Raw genomic sequence first — 14,320 nt, 5'->3', positions numbered from 1 at the left:
CGGCAGAAACGAAAAACCCCGGCCTGGCCGGGGTTTTTCGTGAGCTTCGGGCGCTGTCAGGTGTCAGACGACCTGTACGCGCTCTGCCTGCATGCCCTTCTGGCCTTGCACGACTTCGAAGCTGACCTTCTGACCTTCAGCCAGGGTCTTGAAACCAGTGCCTTCGATGGCGCGGAAGTGCACGAACACGTCCGGACCGCTCTCGGGAGTGATGAAGCCATAGCCTTTGGTTTCGTTGAACCACTTGACGGTACCGTTCTGACGATTCGACATGACGGGTGTTGCTCCTTGGAAGCACGAGTTTGTTATTGACACTGGCTGGCGCGGTAATGCGTTGCATTGACCAGACGCCCGGTACTGAGTTGCAAGGAGTAACAAGAATCGAGCAGCAAGGGGTGGACGAAGAGCCTACCGCCTCAGGTCACGATCGACGGCGACCCAAGCAAACACAGTTCTCGAACTCTACGCCATATTTTTCTGGAAAGCGATTACCCTCCGGAGGGCGAAATCCTTTTTGACAAGGGCTGTTTTGTCACCTCGCGCAAGGTACTGTCGAGCTGGTTTTCGACCACCCGGACAGCCCGGCAAAACCGCAGCCAGACTGCTTCGCCGCAGTCTGGCGTAGCTCTCGAAAGGCCTCGGGCCCGTTGCTCCGCCCTGAAATCCCCCTGCAAGGAATACCGATGAACGTCACCCCTGTGGAACTGCTGATCAGCGATTGCGATGGCGTGCTGGTCGACAGTGAAATCCTCGCCGAACGGGTCGTCCTCGACGGCCTGGCCGCCCATGCACCGCGCGCTGAACTCGAGGCCCTGCTGCACGGCACCTTCGGCCTGACCACCCGGGATATCTTCGCCCTGGTCGAACAGCGCTTCGGCATCACCCTGCCGCCGGCACTGTTCAGCGACCTGCGCGCCCAGGCGGAAACGCTGATCGCCACCAGCGTCGAGCCCATTCCCGGGGTGAAGCGGGCCCTGGAGAGCATCGACCTGCCGCTGGCGGTCGCCTCCAACAGCCTCAGGCACAGCGTCGAATCCTCGGTCCGCCGGGCCGATCTGGTGGCGCGGTTAGCGGGCCACATCTTCAGCGCCGACATGGTCGCCCAGCCCAAGCCGGCACCCGATGTCTATCTGCTCGCGGCCAGGACCCTGGGCGTCGCGCCAGAGCGCTGCCTGGTGATCGAAGACAGCGCCACCGGCGTGCGTGCGGCCCTGGCCGCCGGCATGCGCGTCATCGGCTTCACCGGCGCCAGCCATATTCCGCCGAGCCACGGCGAGACCCTGAGCGCCCTGGGCGTCACCGCCCTGATCGCCCACATGGACGAATTGCCCGCGACCGTCGCCCGCCTCCGCGCCGCCGCCAGCGGCGGGCAATGAAAAAGGGGCCCTCAGGGCCCCTTCGCTTTCCGCGTCAGCGGAATCAGGACAGGACCGCCCCTACCGCCTTGGGCAGTGCCACCGGTGCCAGATCGGCCGTCGCGTTCCAGGTCGCCTCGCTCAGCTGGGTTTCCAGCAGCTGGCGATGGATCGCCTCACGGTGCTGCTGCAGGACGATGTCCAGGGCGCGGCTGGGCGTCAGTTCGACGTCGTCGAAGGTGACGATCTGACCCGGCTCCATGGCCCGCTTCAGCACGCTGTGCTTGAGCAGGCCGATCGGCAGGTGATCCGGGCACTCGGCGATCTTCACCGCTTCGCCGCGCACGCTGTAGCCACCGATGCCGCGCTCGATGATGTCGCCAGCTGCCATGGGCTTCTTCATGATGGCGGCCACACTCAGGGTCGGCGTGGTGGAGTTGTTTAGCAGGATCTTGCCGCCGGCGATCACGCGACGCAGGGTCTTGCCGACTTCCAGGGAGCACAGGTGGAAGGGGCGTACCAGGACATAGTACGGACCCTTGCCCAGCTTGAAGTATTCGATGGCACCGGCCTGGTCTTCGTCATGACGACCGACGACGAAGACGCCACCCGCGGAGTAGCCGCTCGGGATCACGTAATCGACGATGGGCGTGCCCAGTTGCTCGGCCATCTGCGCCAGGATGTTCGCGCTGTCCTGCAGGTTGGTCGAGTTGAGGCCTTCCAGACCCTGGCGGGTGATGGTGGCGCCATAGTTGTTGCCCACCACCACCTGCTCGATCTGCACCTTGGTGCCATCGGTGAAGGAGGTGGTCTGGTCGACGCTGGTGCCCTGGCGCGCGGACCAGTAGGCCATGTCTTCCGGCGTCGGATTATGGTTCAGATAGCCCTTCATGTTGCCGTAGACCAGCGGCTTGAAGCCCATCTGCACGGCTTCTTCGTGCAGTGCCGCCAGCGAACCCGGCTGGTCGCCCTCGGCCTCGGTCAGGAACCCCTTGCCGGCCAGGTAGGAACCGGTCGTCACCTGCAGTTCGGCATTGATGGTGACCACCTTGATGCCGGCCTCGAAGGCGCGCTCGATGATCTCGGTACCGTGGTAGGGGTCGCCACTGCATTCCACCAGCAGATCGCAATGATCGACGAGATCCGCCACCGACTGGGTGAGCGCCTCGGTCAGCGGATAGTCGGTAACCGTGGCGATGGGCCGGCGGGTCAGGACTCGGGTCACGGTCATGTCGTCATAGTGACGGCTGATGAGCCGGGCCAGGCAGCGCGAGATCATGCCGGTACCGACGATGCCGATACGGGTGACAGGGGATTGGGAGGACATAGGATCGATTCCTTTCAAAGAGAATGTCGGTGGCGAGCAAGACCACCATGCGAAGTGCCGACCCCAACTGCGTGTCCGATCTCTTGCAAATGGAAAAACCGCTTCCATCAGAAATTCTATGACTGGGATCAATCTTTCCGTGCGACTCGAAGCCAAATCAAAAATTCATGACTTCGTAACAGATAGCGACCAATGGCCGCAGATCGCCACCTTTTTCCTAGCCGTACCGTGACGGCGGTTCAACTCGTCGGTTCTGCGCGCTCCGCACCATCAGCACCGCGCGCCCAATAGCCGCGGCGGAACAGGTCACGTTCGCCCAGCGCCAGCAACAGCACCAGGAAGCCCAGCATCGCCACGCTGATGCTGACGATAAGCTCCAGCAGGCCGACCGGCTTGGGCAACAGGAAAGTCAGCAGGGCCACCGCACTGCCGGCGCTGAACCAGCGCAGCAGCAGCGACAGGTGCAGTCCCGCCAGGGCGTGGCGATAAAGCGCCAGCGCCATGAACACGGCCTGCAGGAAGGCCCCGGTGGTAAAGGAATAGGCCAGCCCCTGGGCGCCGAACGGCTGGTACACAGCTGCGTCCAGTGCCACGGTGATGAAGGAGCTGGCCAGGGTGGTATAGAGGAAGGTGCGGGCGCGCTGCTGCGACAGCAGGGCACGCCCCCACAGCAGGGCCAGGCCCATCCAGGGCAGGCCGAGGGCATAGGCCACCACCAGGGTCGCGGTCGCCGCGCTCTGCTCGGCGCCAAAGGCTCCGCGCTCCAGCAGCACCTTGACCACCGGCTCCGAATAGCTGAACAGCACCACGGCGGCCGGCACCAGGAACAGCAAGGTGCCGAGCAGCGCCTTGCGCATCAGCGCGCTGTACTTGTCGACATTGCCCTCGTTCCAACTGCGGGTCAGCTCGGGAAAGATCATCGCCAGGATGGACAGCGCATAGAGCGTCAGCGGAATGGTCACGATGCGGTAGGAGAAGGACAGCATGGTGATATTGCCCTCGGCCAGCAGCGAGGCGAAGAAGCGCTCCGCCAGCATGCAGCCCTGCTGAGCGCCGGCGGCGAGCAGCACCGGCGCGAAGGTCACGGCGAAGGGACTGCCCTCGGGCTTCTCGAAGGCTACCGAGCGCTGGCTGAGATAGCCCAGCCGCTGGTGCTGGATGACGATCAGCAGCACCTGGGGCAGCAGCATGCCGGTGAACAGCGCGATGCCACTCGGTTGCAGGATGACGATGGCCAGGATGGCGCCCAGATTGAGCATCAGGGTGCGGGTCATCGGCAGGATGAAGATGCGATCCAGGTTGAGCAGCGCGCCCTGGCAATAGAGGATGGCCTGCACGCAGATCAGCAGGGTGCCGACGGCGAAGACCAGCTTGCCGGTCTCGACCTGCTCATCGCTCCAGCCCGGGGCCAGGGCATGCATCAGCCAGGGACTGGCGAGGACACCGATCACCGACAGCAGCAGGCCGAACAGGCCGATGCGCCAGTACAGCCAGCGACCGACCTGCTCGTACTGGGCGTTGCAGCGGTCACGGATGCGTTGCAGATAGGGAATCATGGCATCGCGCAGGGCGAGGCCGAAGAAGCTCTCGAAGAACACCGGCAGGATGAGCGCGACAAAGATCAGGTCGGCTTCCCAGCTCACGCCGAATTGCCGGGCGATCAGCAGGTCGCGCAGGAACCCCAGCAGGAAGCTGGCGACGGTGATGGCCAGGATGATAAGCGTCGAACTCACGCCCGCACCTCGGTCGGCCACGACAGGCCAAGCGCAGTAATACGCAGACGGATAGGGAAGGCGTGCATTGAGCGGTCTCGTTCCGTGAGCCGGAGGTAATCCGGAGAATGGCGAGCAGGGCTGCCCGTTTGGTCCAGACTCAGAGACCAGCTTCCGCGCTTAAGTTTCCCGAAGCAATTCCAGAGACACGCAGAAATGTCGAACGATTGGCAAATTGCCATGACTGGCTGGCGCCTGACCGCCGAGCGGTAGTCCTTGCAATCGCCGCGCAAGCCGAATACTGTATATATAACCAGATACAGAAACGAGGTGACGCATGGCCGTCGAAGTGTTGTATCGCAGCAGCCGAGATCCGGAGCGCCTGTTCATGGATAAAGCCGAAGCCGATCGTCACGACAAGATGTTGGAACTGGCCGAGTCGCTCGCCAGCGTGCTGGACAAGGCCGTACCCGGTCTTGCCGAAAAGCAGTGCGAAGACCTGGGGCTGTTCATGGCCCGCAATCGCGAGGTCTTCGCCCGCGCATTTCGCAACCAGCCGGATGCATTGGGCGAGTTGGACCTGCCCAGCTAGCAAGGGGCGCCGCCCCTCGGGTAGCCTGGGAAGAGATCTGAGCCGGAGAAAGCCTCTTGTCCCTTCCCATCATCTTCGATACCGATCCTGGCGTGGACGACGCCCAGGCCATCGCCCTGCTGTTTGCCGATCCCGCTTTCGAGGTGATCGGCCTGACCACCACCTTTGGCAACGTGCCGGTCACCACGGCGACCCGCAACGCCCTGCTGCTCACCGAGCTGGCTGGCCGGGACACGCCCGTCGCCGCGGGTGTCGCCGAACCCCTGGTCAAGCCGGCCGGCAACCATGCCCTGCATGTGCATGGCCAGGATGGCCTGGGCAATCAGCAGCTCCCCGCGCCGAGCCAGGCGCCCCACGCCCTGGACGCCGCGCGTTTCATCGTCGAGCAGACCCGCCTGCGACCGGGTGAGATCACCCTGGTGGCGGTCGGGCCGCTGGGCAACCTGGCCCTCGCCCTGGCGCTGGATCCCACGGTCGCCGAGCGCGTCCGCGAGGTGGTGGTGATGGGCGGCGCCATCGTCGAGCCGGGCAACGTCACGCCGGTGGCCGAAGCCAACATCTTTTCCGATCCCCATGCCGCGGCGCGGGTCTTCGCCGCGCCCTGGCCGCTGACCCTGGTCGGCCTCGACGCCACCCACCGCGCCGTCCTCGACCCGCCCCGCCTGCAGCGCATCGCGGCGCGCCAGGGCGCCCTCGGTGAGGTGCTCGCGCGCAGCTATGATTTCTATGCGGACTTCTACCGCAGCGTAAAGGACATCGACGGCTGCCATCCCCATGACAGCTGCGCCCTCGCCTACCTGCGCCGTCCCGAGCTGTTCCACACCGCGCGCGGCCATCTCAGCGTCGGTACCGAAGGCCTGGCGGAAGGCCAGACCTTCTTCGCGCCCGAGGGTCGCGCCTACCTGGACGGGCGCTGGTCCGGCAATCCGCTGGTAACGGTCTGCCTGGGCATGGACGGCGCCGCCATGGTCGCCTGGATGGAAGAGGTCCTGACCGCAACCGAGCGGTAAGGGGTAACACGCCGCCGTTCGGGCTCCAGGCGATCGGCAGGCGAAAAAAAGGCCCCTTACGGGGCCTTTTCTACATCCGGGATCAGTTGACCTTGGGATCCAGTTCGCCGCGCGCATAACGCTCGAACATGGCATCCAGGGAGATCGGCTTGATCTTGGAGGCCTGGCCGGCGGTGCCGAAGGCTTCGTAACGGGCGATGCAGACTTCGCGCATGGCGGTCACGGTCTTGGCCAGGTACTTGCGCGGATCGAACTCGCTGCGGTTCTTGGCCATGAACTCGCGGATGGCACCGGTGGACGCCAGACGCAGGTCGGTGTCGATGTTGACCTTGCGGACCCCGTACTTGATGCCTTCGACGATCTCTTCGACCGGCACGCCGTAGGTTTCCTTGATGTCGCCACCGTACTCGTTGATGATCTTCAGCCACTCCTGGGGCACCGAGCTGGAGCCGTGCATGACCAGATGGGTGTCCGGGATGCGCGCATGGATTTCCTTGATGCGCTGGATCGACAGGGTGTCCCCGGTCGGCGGCTTGGTGAACTTGTAGGCGCCGTGGCTGGTGCCGATGGCGATGGCCAGGGCATCGACCTTGGTGGCCTTGACGAACTGGGCGGCTTCTTCCGGATCGGTCAGCAGCTGGCTGTGATCCAGGGTGCCTTCGGCGCCCACGCCGTCTTCTTCACCGGCCATGCCGGTTTCCAGGCTGCCCAGGCAACCCAGCTCGCCTTCCACGGACACGCCGCAGGCATGGGCGAAGGCCACGGTCTGCTGGGTGACGCGCACGTTGTAGTCGTAGTCGGACGGCGTCTTGCCGTCGGCCATCAGCGAGCCGTCCATCATCACCGAGGAGAAGCCCAGCTGGATCGAGCGCTGACAGATGTCGGGAGTGGTGCCGTGGTCCTGGTGCATGACCACCGGGATGTGCGGGAATTCTTCCACCGCGGCCAGGATCAGGTGACGCAGGAAGGGAGCGCCGGCGTACTTGCGGGCACCGGCGGAGGCCTGGACGATGACCGGCGAATCGGTCTTGTCGGCGGCTTCCATGATGGCGCGCATCTGCTCGAGGTTGTTGACGTTGAAGGCCGGAACGCCGTAGCCGAATTCGGCGGCGTGATCCAGCAGCTGACGCATGCTGACGAGTGCCATTGGTGATTATCTCCCTACAAAGGCGGTGGTGGCGCCAGCCTGCATGAGCGGCTGGCAGGGTTCAAGCGGCCGACCCCTGGCCGCCCTGGATTAATCGGTTCAGCTGACATTCGCCCGTTCAAGGCGTCCGGCAGCCGCGGCCGATGAGGTCGTTGTTGGCGATCCAGTAGACGAGGCCCTGGTCGCCACGGATGTGGAAAGCCACCAGCCCGTCGGTGTAGGACTGGCCATCGGTGGCCGGTTCGCGGTTGAGATGGCGGATCAGGCCATCGCCTTCCAGCTTGAGGTCGACGATGGACTGGCTGCGATCCACATAGCGCCAGTCGAAGGCCGCCTTGGAATCGCAGACCCAGTGGGTCCAGCCGCCGGTCTGCTGCGCGCCGCGGCCGGCGCAACCGGCCAGCAGGGCGAGACCCAGCAGCCCGAGGGCGAGCGTGCGCCCCTTCACTGGGCGCAACCGCTGGCAGGACGGCTGGCGTTGCCGGTGAGCGTATCGACGCGCTCGCCGTTCTGCGCCGTGGGCGTGGCGGCCGCCGCGGGCGGCGGCGCGAACACCGCGCAGGCCTTGTCGGCATTGCCACCGGCGCAACCGGCCAGCATCAGGACAGCGGAACAGACGAGCAGCGGCATACGCATGGCGATTACTCCTGGGCGCGTTGCTGGAGGACTTCGACGGCCGGCAGGACCTTGCCCTCGACGAATTCGAGGAAGGCGCCGCCCCCGGTGGAGATATAGGAGACCTTCTCGCCGATGCCGTATTTGTCGATGGCGGCCAGGGTGTCGCCACCACCGGCGATGGAGAAGGCGTCGCTGTCGGCGATGGCCTGGGCCAGGGTGCGGGTGCCTTCGCCGAACTGGTCGAATTCGAAGACGCCGACCGGACCGTTCCAGAGGATGGTCTTGGCCGATTTGAGCAGGTCGGCGAATTGCTGGGCGCTGACCGGGCCGATGTCGAGGATCATGTCGTCGTCGGCCACGTCGTTGATCGACTTGGTGACGGCTTCGGCGGTCTCGGCGAATTCCTTGGCGACCACCACGTCCACCGGCAGCGGCACGCTGACCTTGGCGGCGATGGCCTTGGCGGTGTCCACCAGATCGGCTTCGTACAGCGACTTGCCGACCTTGTAGCCGGCCGCGGCCAGGAAGGTGTTGGCGATGCCGCCGCCGACGATCAGCTGGTCACAGATCTGCGCCAGGGAATTGAGCACGTCCAGCTTGGTGGACACCTTGGAGCCGGCGACGATGGCTGCCATCGGCCGGGCCGGATTGCCCAGCGCCTTGCCCAGCGCGTCCAGCTCGCCGGCCAGCAGCGGACCGGCCGCGGCAACCTTGGCGAACTTGGCCACGCCGTGGGTCGAGCCTTCAGCGCGGTGGGCGGTGCCGAAGGCGTCCATGACGAAGATGTCGCACAGGGCGGCATAGTGCTTCGCCAGGTCGTCGGCGTTCTTTTTCTCGCCCACGTTGAAGCGCACGTTCTCCAGCAATACCAGTTGACCCGGCTCGACCTGGACGCCGTTCAGATAGTCCTTCACCAGCGGCACGTCACGACCCAGGGCCTTGCTCAGATAGGCGGCGACCGGTGCCAGGCTGTTTTCCTCGCTGAATTCGCCCTCGGTGGGACGGCCCAGGTGCGAGCAGACGATCACCGCGGCACCCTTTTCCAGGGCCAGCTTGAGGGTCGGCAGGGCGGCGACCAGGCGGGCATCGCTCTTGATCTGGCCTTCCTTCACCGGAACGTTGAGGTCTTCGCGAATCAGGACGCGCTTACCCTTCAGATCGAGGTCGCTCATTTTCAACACGGACATACAGGCAATCCCTTAGTTGTGCTTGTTTCAGGTGGGCTTGGCGATGCGCAGCCAATGGCCGGCGACGTCGAGCATGCGGTTGGCGAAGCCCCATTCGTTGTCGAACCACACCAGCAGATTGACCAGCCGGGGGCCGGAAACGCGGGTCTGGCTGCCATCGACGATAGCGGAATGGGGATCGTGGTTGAAATCGCAGGAGGCGTGGGGCAACTCGGTGTAGTCGATCAGCCCGGCCAGGGGACCGCTCCGGGCGGCGTCACGCAACAGGGTGTTGAGGGCGGGCGCCGTGGTGTCGCGGCCGACGATGCAGGTGATGTCCAGGCAGGAGACGTTGACTGTGGGTACGCGCACGGCGCGGGCCTGGATGCGCCCGCCGAGCTCGGGCAGCAGCCGTTCGATGCCGCGCGCCAGGCCGGTCGCCACCGGGATGATCGACTGGAACGCGGAACGCGTCCGCCGCAGATCTTCGGCATGGTAGGCGTCGATCACGGGCTGGTCGTTCATGGCCGAGTGGATCGTGGTGATGGAGACGTACTCCAGACCCAGGGTCTCGTGCAAAAGTTTCAGCACCGGGACGCTGCAGTTGGTGGTACAGGAGGCATTCGAGACCAGCGTCTCGTCACCGCGCAGGGCCTGCTGGTTGACCCCGTAGACCACGGTGGCGTCCACGTCGGTCTCGCTGACCATGGGCTGGGAGAACAGCACCCGCGGCGCACCGGCGGCGAGAAAGCGTCCGGCCTCGGCGCGGGTGCTGAAGGCGCCGGAGCATTCCAGCACCAGATCGACGTCGAGCGCCCGCCAGTCCACCCGCTCGGGCTCAGCTTCGCGGCGGATCTCCAGGGCCTGATCGCCGATGCGCAGGCGCTCACCCTCCAGCGCGACCCGGCCGGGAAAGCGGCCATGGGTGGAGTCGAAGCGGGTGAGGTATTCCAGGCTGGGCCGGTCGGCCAGATCGTTTAGGGCGACGATGGCGAGCTGGGTGGCCACGCCACGCTCGTGCAGCGCACGCAACACGCAACGACCGATGCGACCGTAGCCGTTGAGAGCGAGGCGATAGCGAGCGGAACTCATGCGTGAACGGACCCGGGCGCAAGCGAAAGGCCGATTATGCGGCGGTTCGACGACGAATGGGAGTCGCCAGGGTAGTCAGGTCGACTTTCGCACTACAAAAAGGCGCTCTCCTTGGCAGACAGGAAAGAAATCCGCCGCCTGGCCCGACATGCCTGCCGCAGCGACAACGGATCGCGGTCTGCAGGGAAGCCATGCAGGTAGTGCCAGGGGTTGCGGGGCTACCTGACGCTTCGCCCATGGCCTGGCGAAAACCCTCATCCGAGGGCGATAGATCAAAGGCATGACCCAGAGCAAAAACCCCACTTGTTGTGTTGTAGAAATCACAAAACACCATATGTAGTATCTGGACCGAACTTGAGGCCCAAGCCGCGCTCGAAGGAAAAGACCCGCGCCGCTCTGGCAAACGCCGGCTGGCGACAGGCTTTTTCCTTTGAATTCACCCCACTACGGACAGGAGTCAGCCATGACCATCACCATCTACAGCAAGCCCGCCTGCGTGCAGTGCAACGCCACCTATCGTGCCCTGGACCGTCAGGGCATCACCTACCAGGTGGTGGATATCGAGCAGGACGCCCAGGCGCGCCAGACCGTGGAATCCCTGGGCTATCGCCAGGTGCCGGTGGTAGTGGCCGGTAACGACCACTGGGCCGGCTTCCGCCCGGACAAGCTCGGCCAGCTGGTGGCCTGAGGCCCGGGCCATGGGCGAGCTGCTGTATTTCTCCAGCACCTCGGAGAACACCCACAGATTCGTCGAGAAACTCGGGCTGCCGGCGCGGCGCATTCCCCAGGATCCCGCCGCCGAACCGCTCAGGGCCCGCGAGCCCTACATCCTGGTCTTGCCGACCTATGGCGGTGGGGGCAGCAAGGGCGCGGTGCCCAAGCCGGTGATCCATTTTCTCAACGATCCGCACAATCGCGCCCTGATCCGCGGCGTCATTGCCGCCGGCAACACCAACTTCGGCGAGGGCTACTGCCTGGGTGGACGCATCGTCGCCCAGAAATGCGCGGTGCCCCTGCTCTACCAATTCGAATTGCTCGGCACGACGGAGGATGTCGACCGGGTGCGCACGGGAGTGAACGACTTTTGGCAACGGCAGGCCTGACCCCGACCGGCAGCGACGCGGACTATCACGCACTCAATGCCATGCTCAATCTCTATGGTCCCAACGGCGAGCTGCAACTCGACAAGGACCGCCAGGCGGCGCGGCAGTACTTCCTGCAGCACGTCAACCAGAACACGGTGTTCTTCCATAACCTGGACGAGAAACTCGGCTATCTGGTGGACAAGGGCTACTACGAGGCGGCGGTGCTGGAGCAATATGCGCCGGCCTTCGTGAAGGCGCTGTTCGAGCGCGCCTATGCCTATAAATTCCGCTTCCAGAGCTTTCTCGGCGCCTTCAAGTACTACACCAGTTACACCCTCAAGACCTTCGACGGCCAGCGCTACCTGGAACGCTACGAAGACCGGGTGTGCATGGTTGCCCTGAGTCTGGCGCGCGGTGACGAACAGCTGGCCGAGTCCCTGGTGGACGAGATGATCAGCGGCCGTTTCCAGCCGGCCACCCCGACCTTTCTCAACGCCGGCAAGCGCCAGCGCGGCGAGCTGGTGTCCTGCTTCCTCCTGCGCATCGAAGACAACATGGAGTCCATCGGCCGCGCGGTGAATTCGGCGCTGCAGCTGTCCAAGCGTGGCGGTGGCGTGGCCTTCCTGCTGAGCAACGTGCGCGAGGTCGGGGCGCCGATCAAGCGCATCGAGAACCAGTCCTCGGGCATCATTCCGATCATGAAGCTGCTGGAAGACGCCTTCTCCTATGCCAACCAGCTGGGATCGCGCCAGGGCGCCGGCGCCGTCTATCTCAATGCCCACCACCCGGACATCCTGAGATTCCTCGACACCAAGCGCGAGAACGCCGACGAGAAGATCCGCATCAAGACCCTGTCCCTCGGCGTGGTCATCCCGGACATCACCTTCGAACTGGCCAAGCGCAATGCCGACATGTACCTGTTCTCGCCCTACGACGTGGAGCGGGTCTATGGCGTGCCCTTCGCCGACATCAGCGTCAGCGAGAAATACGCCGAGATGGTGGCCGACGCGCGCATTCGCAAGCGCAAGATCAACGCCCGGGAATTCTTCCAGACCCTGGCGGAAATCCAGTTCGAGTCCGGCTATCCCTACCTGATGTTCGAAGACACGGTGAATCGCGCCAACCCAATCGCCGGACGCATCAACATGAGCAACCTCTGCTCGGAGATCCTCCAGGTCAACACTCCCAGCCGCTTCGACGAAGACCTGGGTTATGAGCACATCGGCCAGGACATCTCCTGCAACCTGGGTTCGCTGAACATCGCCCGCACCATGGATTCACCGGACCTGGGCCGCACCGTGGAGACCGCCATCCGCGGCCTCACCGCGGTCTCGGAAATGAGCGACATCCGCTGCGTGCCCTCGGTGGCCGCCGGCAACGCCGCCTCCCACGCCATCGGCCTGGGCCAGATGAACCTGCACGGCTACCTGGCCCGCGAACACATCCACTACGGCTCGCCGGAAGGCCTGGATTTCACCAATCTGTACTTCTACACCGTCACCTACCACGCGGTGCGTGCCTCCAATCGCCTGGCCATCGAACGCGGCCAGAGCTTCCAGGGCTTCGCCGACTCCAAGTACGCCAGCGGCGCCTATTTCGACCAGTACACCGAGGGCGACTTCACCCCCCGTACCTCACGGGTGGCCGAGTTGTTCGAGGTCGCCGGAATCCGCCTGCCGACCCGCGCCGACTGGCAGGAACTCAAGGCCTCGGTGATGCAGCACGGGCTGTTCAACCGCAACCTCCAGGCCATCCCGCCCACCGGCTCGATCTCCTACATCAACCACTCCACCTCGAGCATCCATCCCATCGTCGCCAAGGTGGAGATCCGCAAGGAAGGCAAGCTGGGCCGCGTCTACTACCCGGCGCCCTACCTGGCCGACGATAACCAGGAGTATTACCAGGACGCCTACGAGATCGGCCCGGAAAGGATCATCGACACCTATGCCGAGGCCACCCGCCATGTCGACCAGGGGCTGTCGCTGACGCTGTTCTTCCGCGACACCGCCACCACCCGCGACATCAACCGGGCGCAGATCCATGCCTGGAAGAAGGGCATCAAGACGCTCTATTACATCCGCCTGCGCCAGGCCGCCCTGGAAGGCACCGAGGTGCAGGGCTGCGTGTCCTGCAGCCTGTGAGGAAATTGCCATGAACGCACCCGTCAACGCGCCGCGCCTGAAGCGCATCAACGCCATCAACTGGAACCGCCTGCAGGACGACAAGGACCTGGAGGTGTGGAACCGCCTGACCGGCAACTTCTGGCTGCCGGAAAAGATCCCGCTGTCCAACGACATCCCCTCCTGGGCGACCCTGACGCCCAAGGAGCAGCAGCTGACCATCCGCGTCTTCACCGGCCTGACCCTGCTGGACACCATCCAGAACGCCGTGGGCGCGCCAACCCTGCTGGCCGATGCCGTCACCCCCCACGAGGAAGCGGTGATCGCCAACATCGGCTTCATGGAGGCGGTCCATGCGCGCTCCTACAGCTCGATCTTTTCCACCCTCTGCTCGACGCCGGATGTGGACGAGGCCTATCGCTGGAGCGAGGAGAATCCCTATCTGCAGACCAAGGCCGACCTGATCCTGGCGCGCTACCACGCCGAGGACCCGCTGCTGCGCAAGGTGGCCAGCGTCTTCCTGGAGTCCTTCCTCTTCTATTCGGGCTTCTACCTGCCGATGTACTGGTCCAGCCGCGCCAAGCTGACCAATACCGCCGACCTGATCCGCCTGATCATTCGCGACGAGGCGGTGCACGGCTATTACATCGGCTACAAATTCCAGCAGGCCCTGGCCAGGGAAAGTCCGGAGCGCCGCCAGCAGGTCAAGGACTTCGCCTACGAGCTGCTGCAGGACCTCTACGACAACGAGGTGGCCTACACCGAGGACCTCTACGACAGCGTGGGCTGGAGCGAGGACGTGAAGAAATTCCTCCACTACAACGCCAACAAGGCGCTTATGAATCTGGGCTTCGAAGCGCTGTTCCCCAGCAGCATGACCGACGTCAGCCCGGCGATCCTCGCCGCCCTGTCGCCCAGCGCCGACGAGAACCACGACTTCTTCTCCGGCTCGGGCTCGTCCTATGTCATCGGCAAGGCGGTGAGTACCGAAGACGAGGATTGGAATTTCTGAGCCAACCCGCTGCTCCGGCAAGCCCCCTCTCCCTTGGGGAGAGGGCGTCCCTCGCGACAAAGTCCCAGTGGAAAAGGCTGCGCC

The 14,320-nt window shown here is 64.5% G+C and carries 15 protein-coding genes; 7 read left to right on the top strand and 8 right to left on the bottom strand.

Going from position 1 to position 14,320, the window contains the following annotated elements:
• Positions 1-63: 63 nt before the first annotated feature.
• A complete protein-coding gene (locus PVZ72_RS08240) occupies positions 64-273 on the bottom strand; it encodes a cold-shock protein (RefSeq protein ID WP_133860530.1) in 210 nt (69 codons plus the stop codon).
• A 410-nt stretch (positions 274-683) separates the two neighbouring features.
• Between PVZ72_RS08240 and PVZ72_RS08235 the strand changes: the two genes are divergently transcribed.
• Positions 684-1,376: an HAD family hydrolase gene (locus tag PVZ72_RS08235; RefSeq protein ID WP_273861661.1), complete on the top strand. Its 693-nt coding sequence runs from the start codon at positions 684-686 to the stop codon at positions 1,374-1,376.
• A gap of 43 nt (positions 1,377-1,419) precedes the next feature.
• Here PVZ72_RS08235 and PVZ72_RS08230 read toward each other — a convergent pair whose 3' ends face one another.
• Positions 1,420-2,634 carry an NAD(P)-dependent oxidoreductase gene (locus tag PVZ72_RS08230; RefSeq protein ID WP_178083894.1) on the bottom strand — a complete coding sequence of 405 codons (1,215 nt, stop codon included), beginning with the start codon at positions 2,632-2,634 and terminating at the stop codon, positions 1,420-1,422.
• A gap of 287 nt (positions 2,635-2,921) precedes the next feature.
• A complete protein-coding gene (locus PVZ72_RS08225; protein ID WP_273861660.1) occupies positions 2,922-4,415 on the bottom strand; it encodes a lipid II flippase MurJ in 1,494 nt (497 codons plus the stop codon).
• A gap of 316 nt (positions 4,416-4,731) precedes the next feature.
• On the opposite strand from PVZ72_RS08225, the gene PVZ72_RS08220 reads away from it, so the two are divergent.
• Positions 4,732-4,986, top strand: a complete 255-nt coding sequence (locus PVZ72_RS08220; RefSeq protein ID WP_007161283.1) for a YebG family protein — start codon at positions 4,732-4,734, stop codon at positions 4,984-4,986.
• Between the two features lie 56 nt (positions 4,987-5,042).
• Positions 5,043-5,996, top strand: a complete 954-nt coding sequence (locus PVZ72_RS08215; protein ID WP_208693104.1) for a nucleoside hydrolase — start codon at positions 5,043-5,045, stop codon at positions 5,994-5,996.
• A gap of 82 nt (positions 5,997-6,078) precedes the next feature.
• Here PVZ72_RS08215 and fba read toward each other — a convergent pair whose 3' ends face one another.
• The 5 genes from fba to epd all read right to left on the bottom strand — a co-directional run bounded on the left by fba (position 6,079) and on the right by epd (position 10,019).
• On the bottom strand, positions 6,079-7,143 hold the full coding sequence (gene fba / locus PVZ72_RS08210; RefSeq protein WP_059316498.1) for a class II fructose-bisphosphate aldolase: 1,065 nt from the start codon (positions 7,141-7,143) through the stop codon (positions 6,079-6,081).
• Between the two features lie 118 nt (positions 7,144-7,261).
• Positions 7,262-7,591, bottom strand: a complete 330-nt coding sequence (locus tag PVZ72_RS08205) for an MliC family protein (RefSeq protein ID WP_133860525.1) — start codon at positions 7,589-7,591, stop codon at positions 7,262-7,264.
• A complete protein-coding gene (locus tag PVZ72_RS08200) occupies positions 7,588-7,779 on the bottom strand; it encodes a hypothetical protein (RefSeq protein ID WP_133860524.1) in 192 nt (63 codons plus the stop codon). The genes PVZ72_RS08205 and PVZ72_RS08200 overlap by 4 nt, the downstream gene beginning before the upstream one ends.
• A 5-nt stretch (positions 7,780-7,784) precedes the next feature.
• Entirely contained in the window at positions 7,785-8,948 is a 1,164-nt protein-coding gene (locus PVZ72_RS08195; RefSeq protein ID WP_133860523.1) for a phosphoglycerate kinase, read from the bottom strand.
• Positions 8,949-8,975: 27 nt separating this feature from the next.
• Positions 8,976-10,019, bottom strand: coding sequence for an erythrose-4-phosphate dehydrogenase (epd, locus tag PVZ72_RS08190; RefSeq protein ID WP_273861659.1), 1,044 nt, complete (start codon positions 10,017-10,019; stop codon positions 8,976-8,978).
• Between the two features lie 463 nt (positions 10,020-10,482).
• Here epd and nrdH point away from each other — a divergent pair, with 463 nt between their 5' ends.
• The 4 genes from nrdH to nrdF are packed head-to-tail and all read left to right on the top strand — an operon-like array spanning position 10,483 to position 14,236.
• A complete protein-coding gene (nrdH, locus tag PVZ72_RS08185) occupies positions 10,483-10,707 on the top strand; it encodes a glutaredoxin-like protein NrdH (RefSeq protein ID WP_133860521.1) in 225 nt (74 codons plus the stop codon).
• 10 nt (positions 10,708-10,717) lie between these two features.
• Complete coding sequence (gene nrdI / locus PVZ72_RS08180) at positions 10,718-11,122, top strand: class Ib ribonucleoside-diphosphate reductase assembly flavoprotein NrdI (RefSeq protein ID WP_273861658.1); 405 nt, start codon at positions 10,718-10,720, stop codon at positions 11,120-11,122.
• Positions 11,104-13,245, top strand: a complete 2,142-nt coding sequence (gene nrdE / locus PVZ72_RS08175; protein WP_252977254.1) for a class 1b ribonucleoside-diphosphate reductase subunit alpha — start codon at positions 11,104-11,106, stop codon at positions 13,243-13,245. Before nrdI ends, nrdE begins: the two co-directional genes overlap by 19 nt.
• Before the next feature lie 10 nt (positions 13,246-13,255).
• On the top strand, positions 13,256-14,236 hold the full coding sequence (gene nrdF, locus PVZ72_RS08170; RefSeq protein WP_273861657.1) for a class 1b ribonucleoside-diphosphate reductase subunit beta: 981 nt from the start codon (positions 13,256-13,258) through the stop codon (positions 14,234-14,236).
• The last annotated feature ends 84 nt before the right edge of the window (positions 14,237-14,320 follow it).

It is taken from the genome of Pseudomonas sp. LA5 (assembly GCF_028640825.1).
Taxonomy (GTDB): domain Bacteria; phylum Pseudomonadota; class Gammaproteobacteria; order Pseudomonadales; family Pseudomonadaceae; genus Chryseomonas; species Chryseomonas aestiva.
Note: the sequence above shows the minus strand (reverse complement) of the source record. Positions and strands in the feature narration are given on the sequence as shown.

Bases quoted from the DNA above. Each gene is read 5' to 3' on its own strand.
- PVZ72_RS08235 (WP_273861661.1), top strand. From the start codon at position 684: ATGAACGTCACCCCTGTGGAACTGCTGATCAGCGATTGCGATGGCGTG.
- PVZ72_RS08200 (WP_133860524.1), bottom strand. From the start codon at position 7,779: ATGCGTATGCCGCTGCTCGTCTGTTCCGCTGTCCTGATGCTGGCCGGT.
- PVZ72_RS08240 (WP_133860530.1), bottom strand. From the start codon at position 273: ATGTCGAATCGTCAGAACGGTACCGTCAAGTGGTTCAACGAAACCAAA.
- nrdH (WP_133860521.1), top strand. From the start codon at position 10,483: ATGACCATCACCATCTACAGCAAGCCCGCCTGCGTGCAGTGCAACGCC.
- PVZ72_RS08230 (WP_178083894.1), bottom strand. From the start codon at position 2,634: ATGATCTCGCGCTGCCTGGCCCGGCTCATCAGCCGTCACTATGACGAC.
- epd (WP_273861659.1), bottom strand. From the start codon at position 10,019: ATGAGTTCCGCTCGCTATCGCCTCGCTCTCAACGGCTACGGTCGCATC.
- PVZ72_RS08220 (WP_007161283.1), top strand. From the start codon at position 4,732: ATGGCCGTCGAAGTGTTGTATCGCAGCAGCCGAGATCCGGAGCGCCTG.
- nrdF (WP_273861657.1), top strand. From the start codon at position 13,256: ATGAACGCACCCGTCAACGCGCCGCGCCTGAAGCGCATCAACGCCATC.
- nrdI (WP_273861658.1), top strand. From the start codon at position 10,718: ATGGGCGAGCTGCTGTATTTCTCCAGCACCTCGGAGAACACCCACAGA.
- fba (WP_059316498.1), bottom strand. From the start codon at position 7,143: ATGGCACTCGTCAGCATGCGTCAGCTGCTGGATCACGCCGCCGAATTC.
- PVZ72_RS08195 (WP_133860523.1), bottom strand. From the start codon at position 8,948: ATGTCCGTGTTGAAAATGAGCGACCTCGATCTGAAGGGTAAGCGCGTC.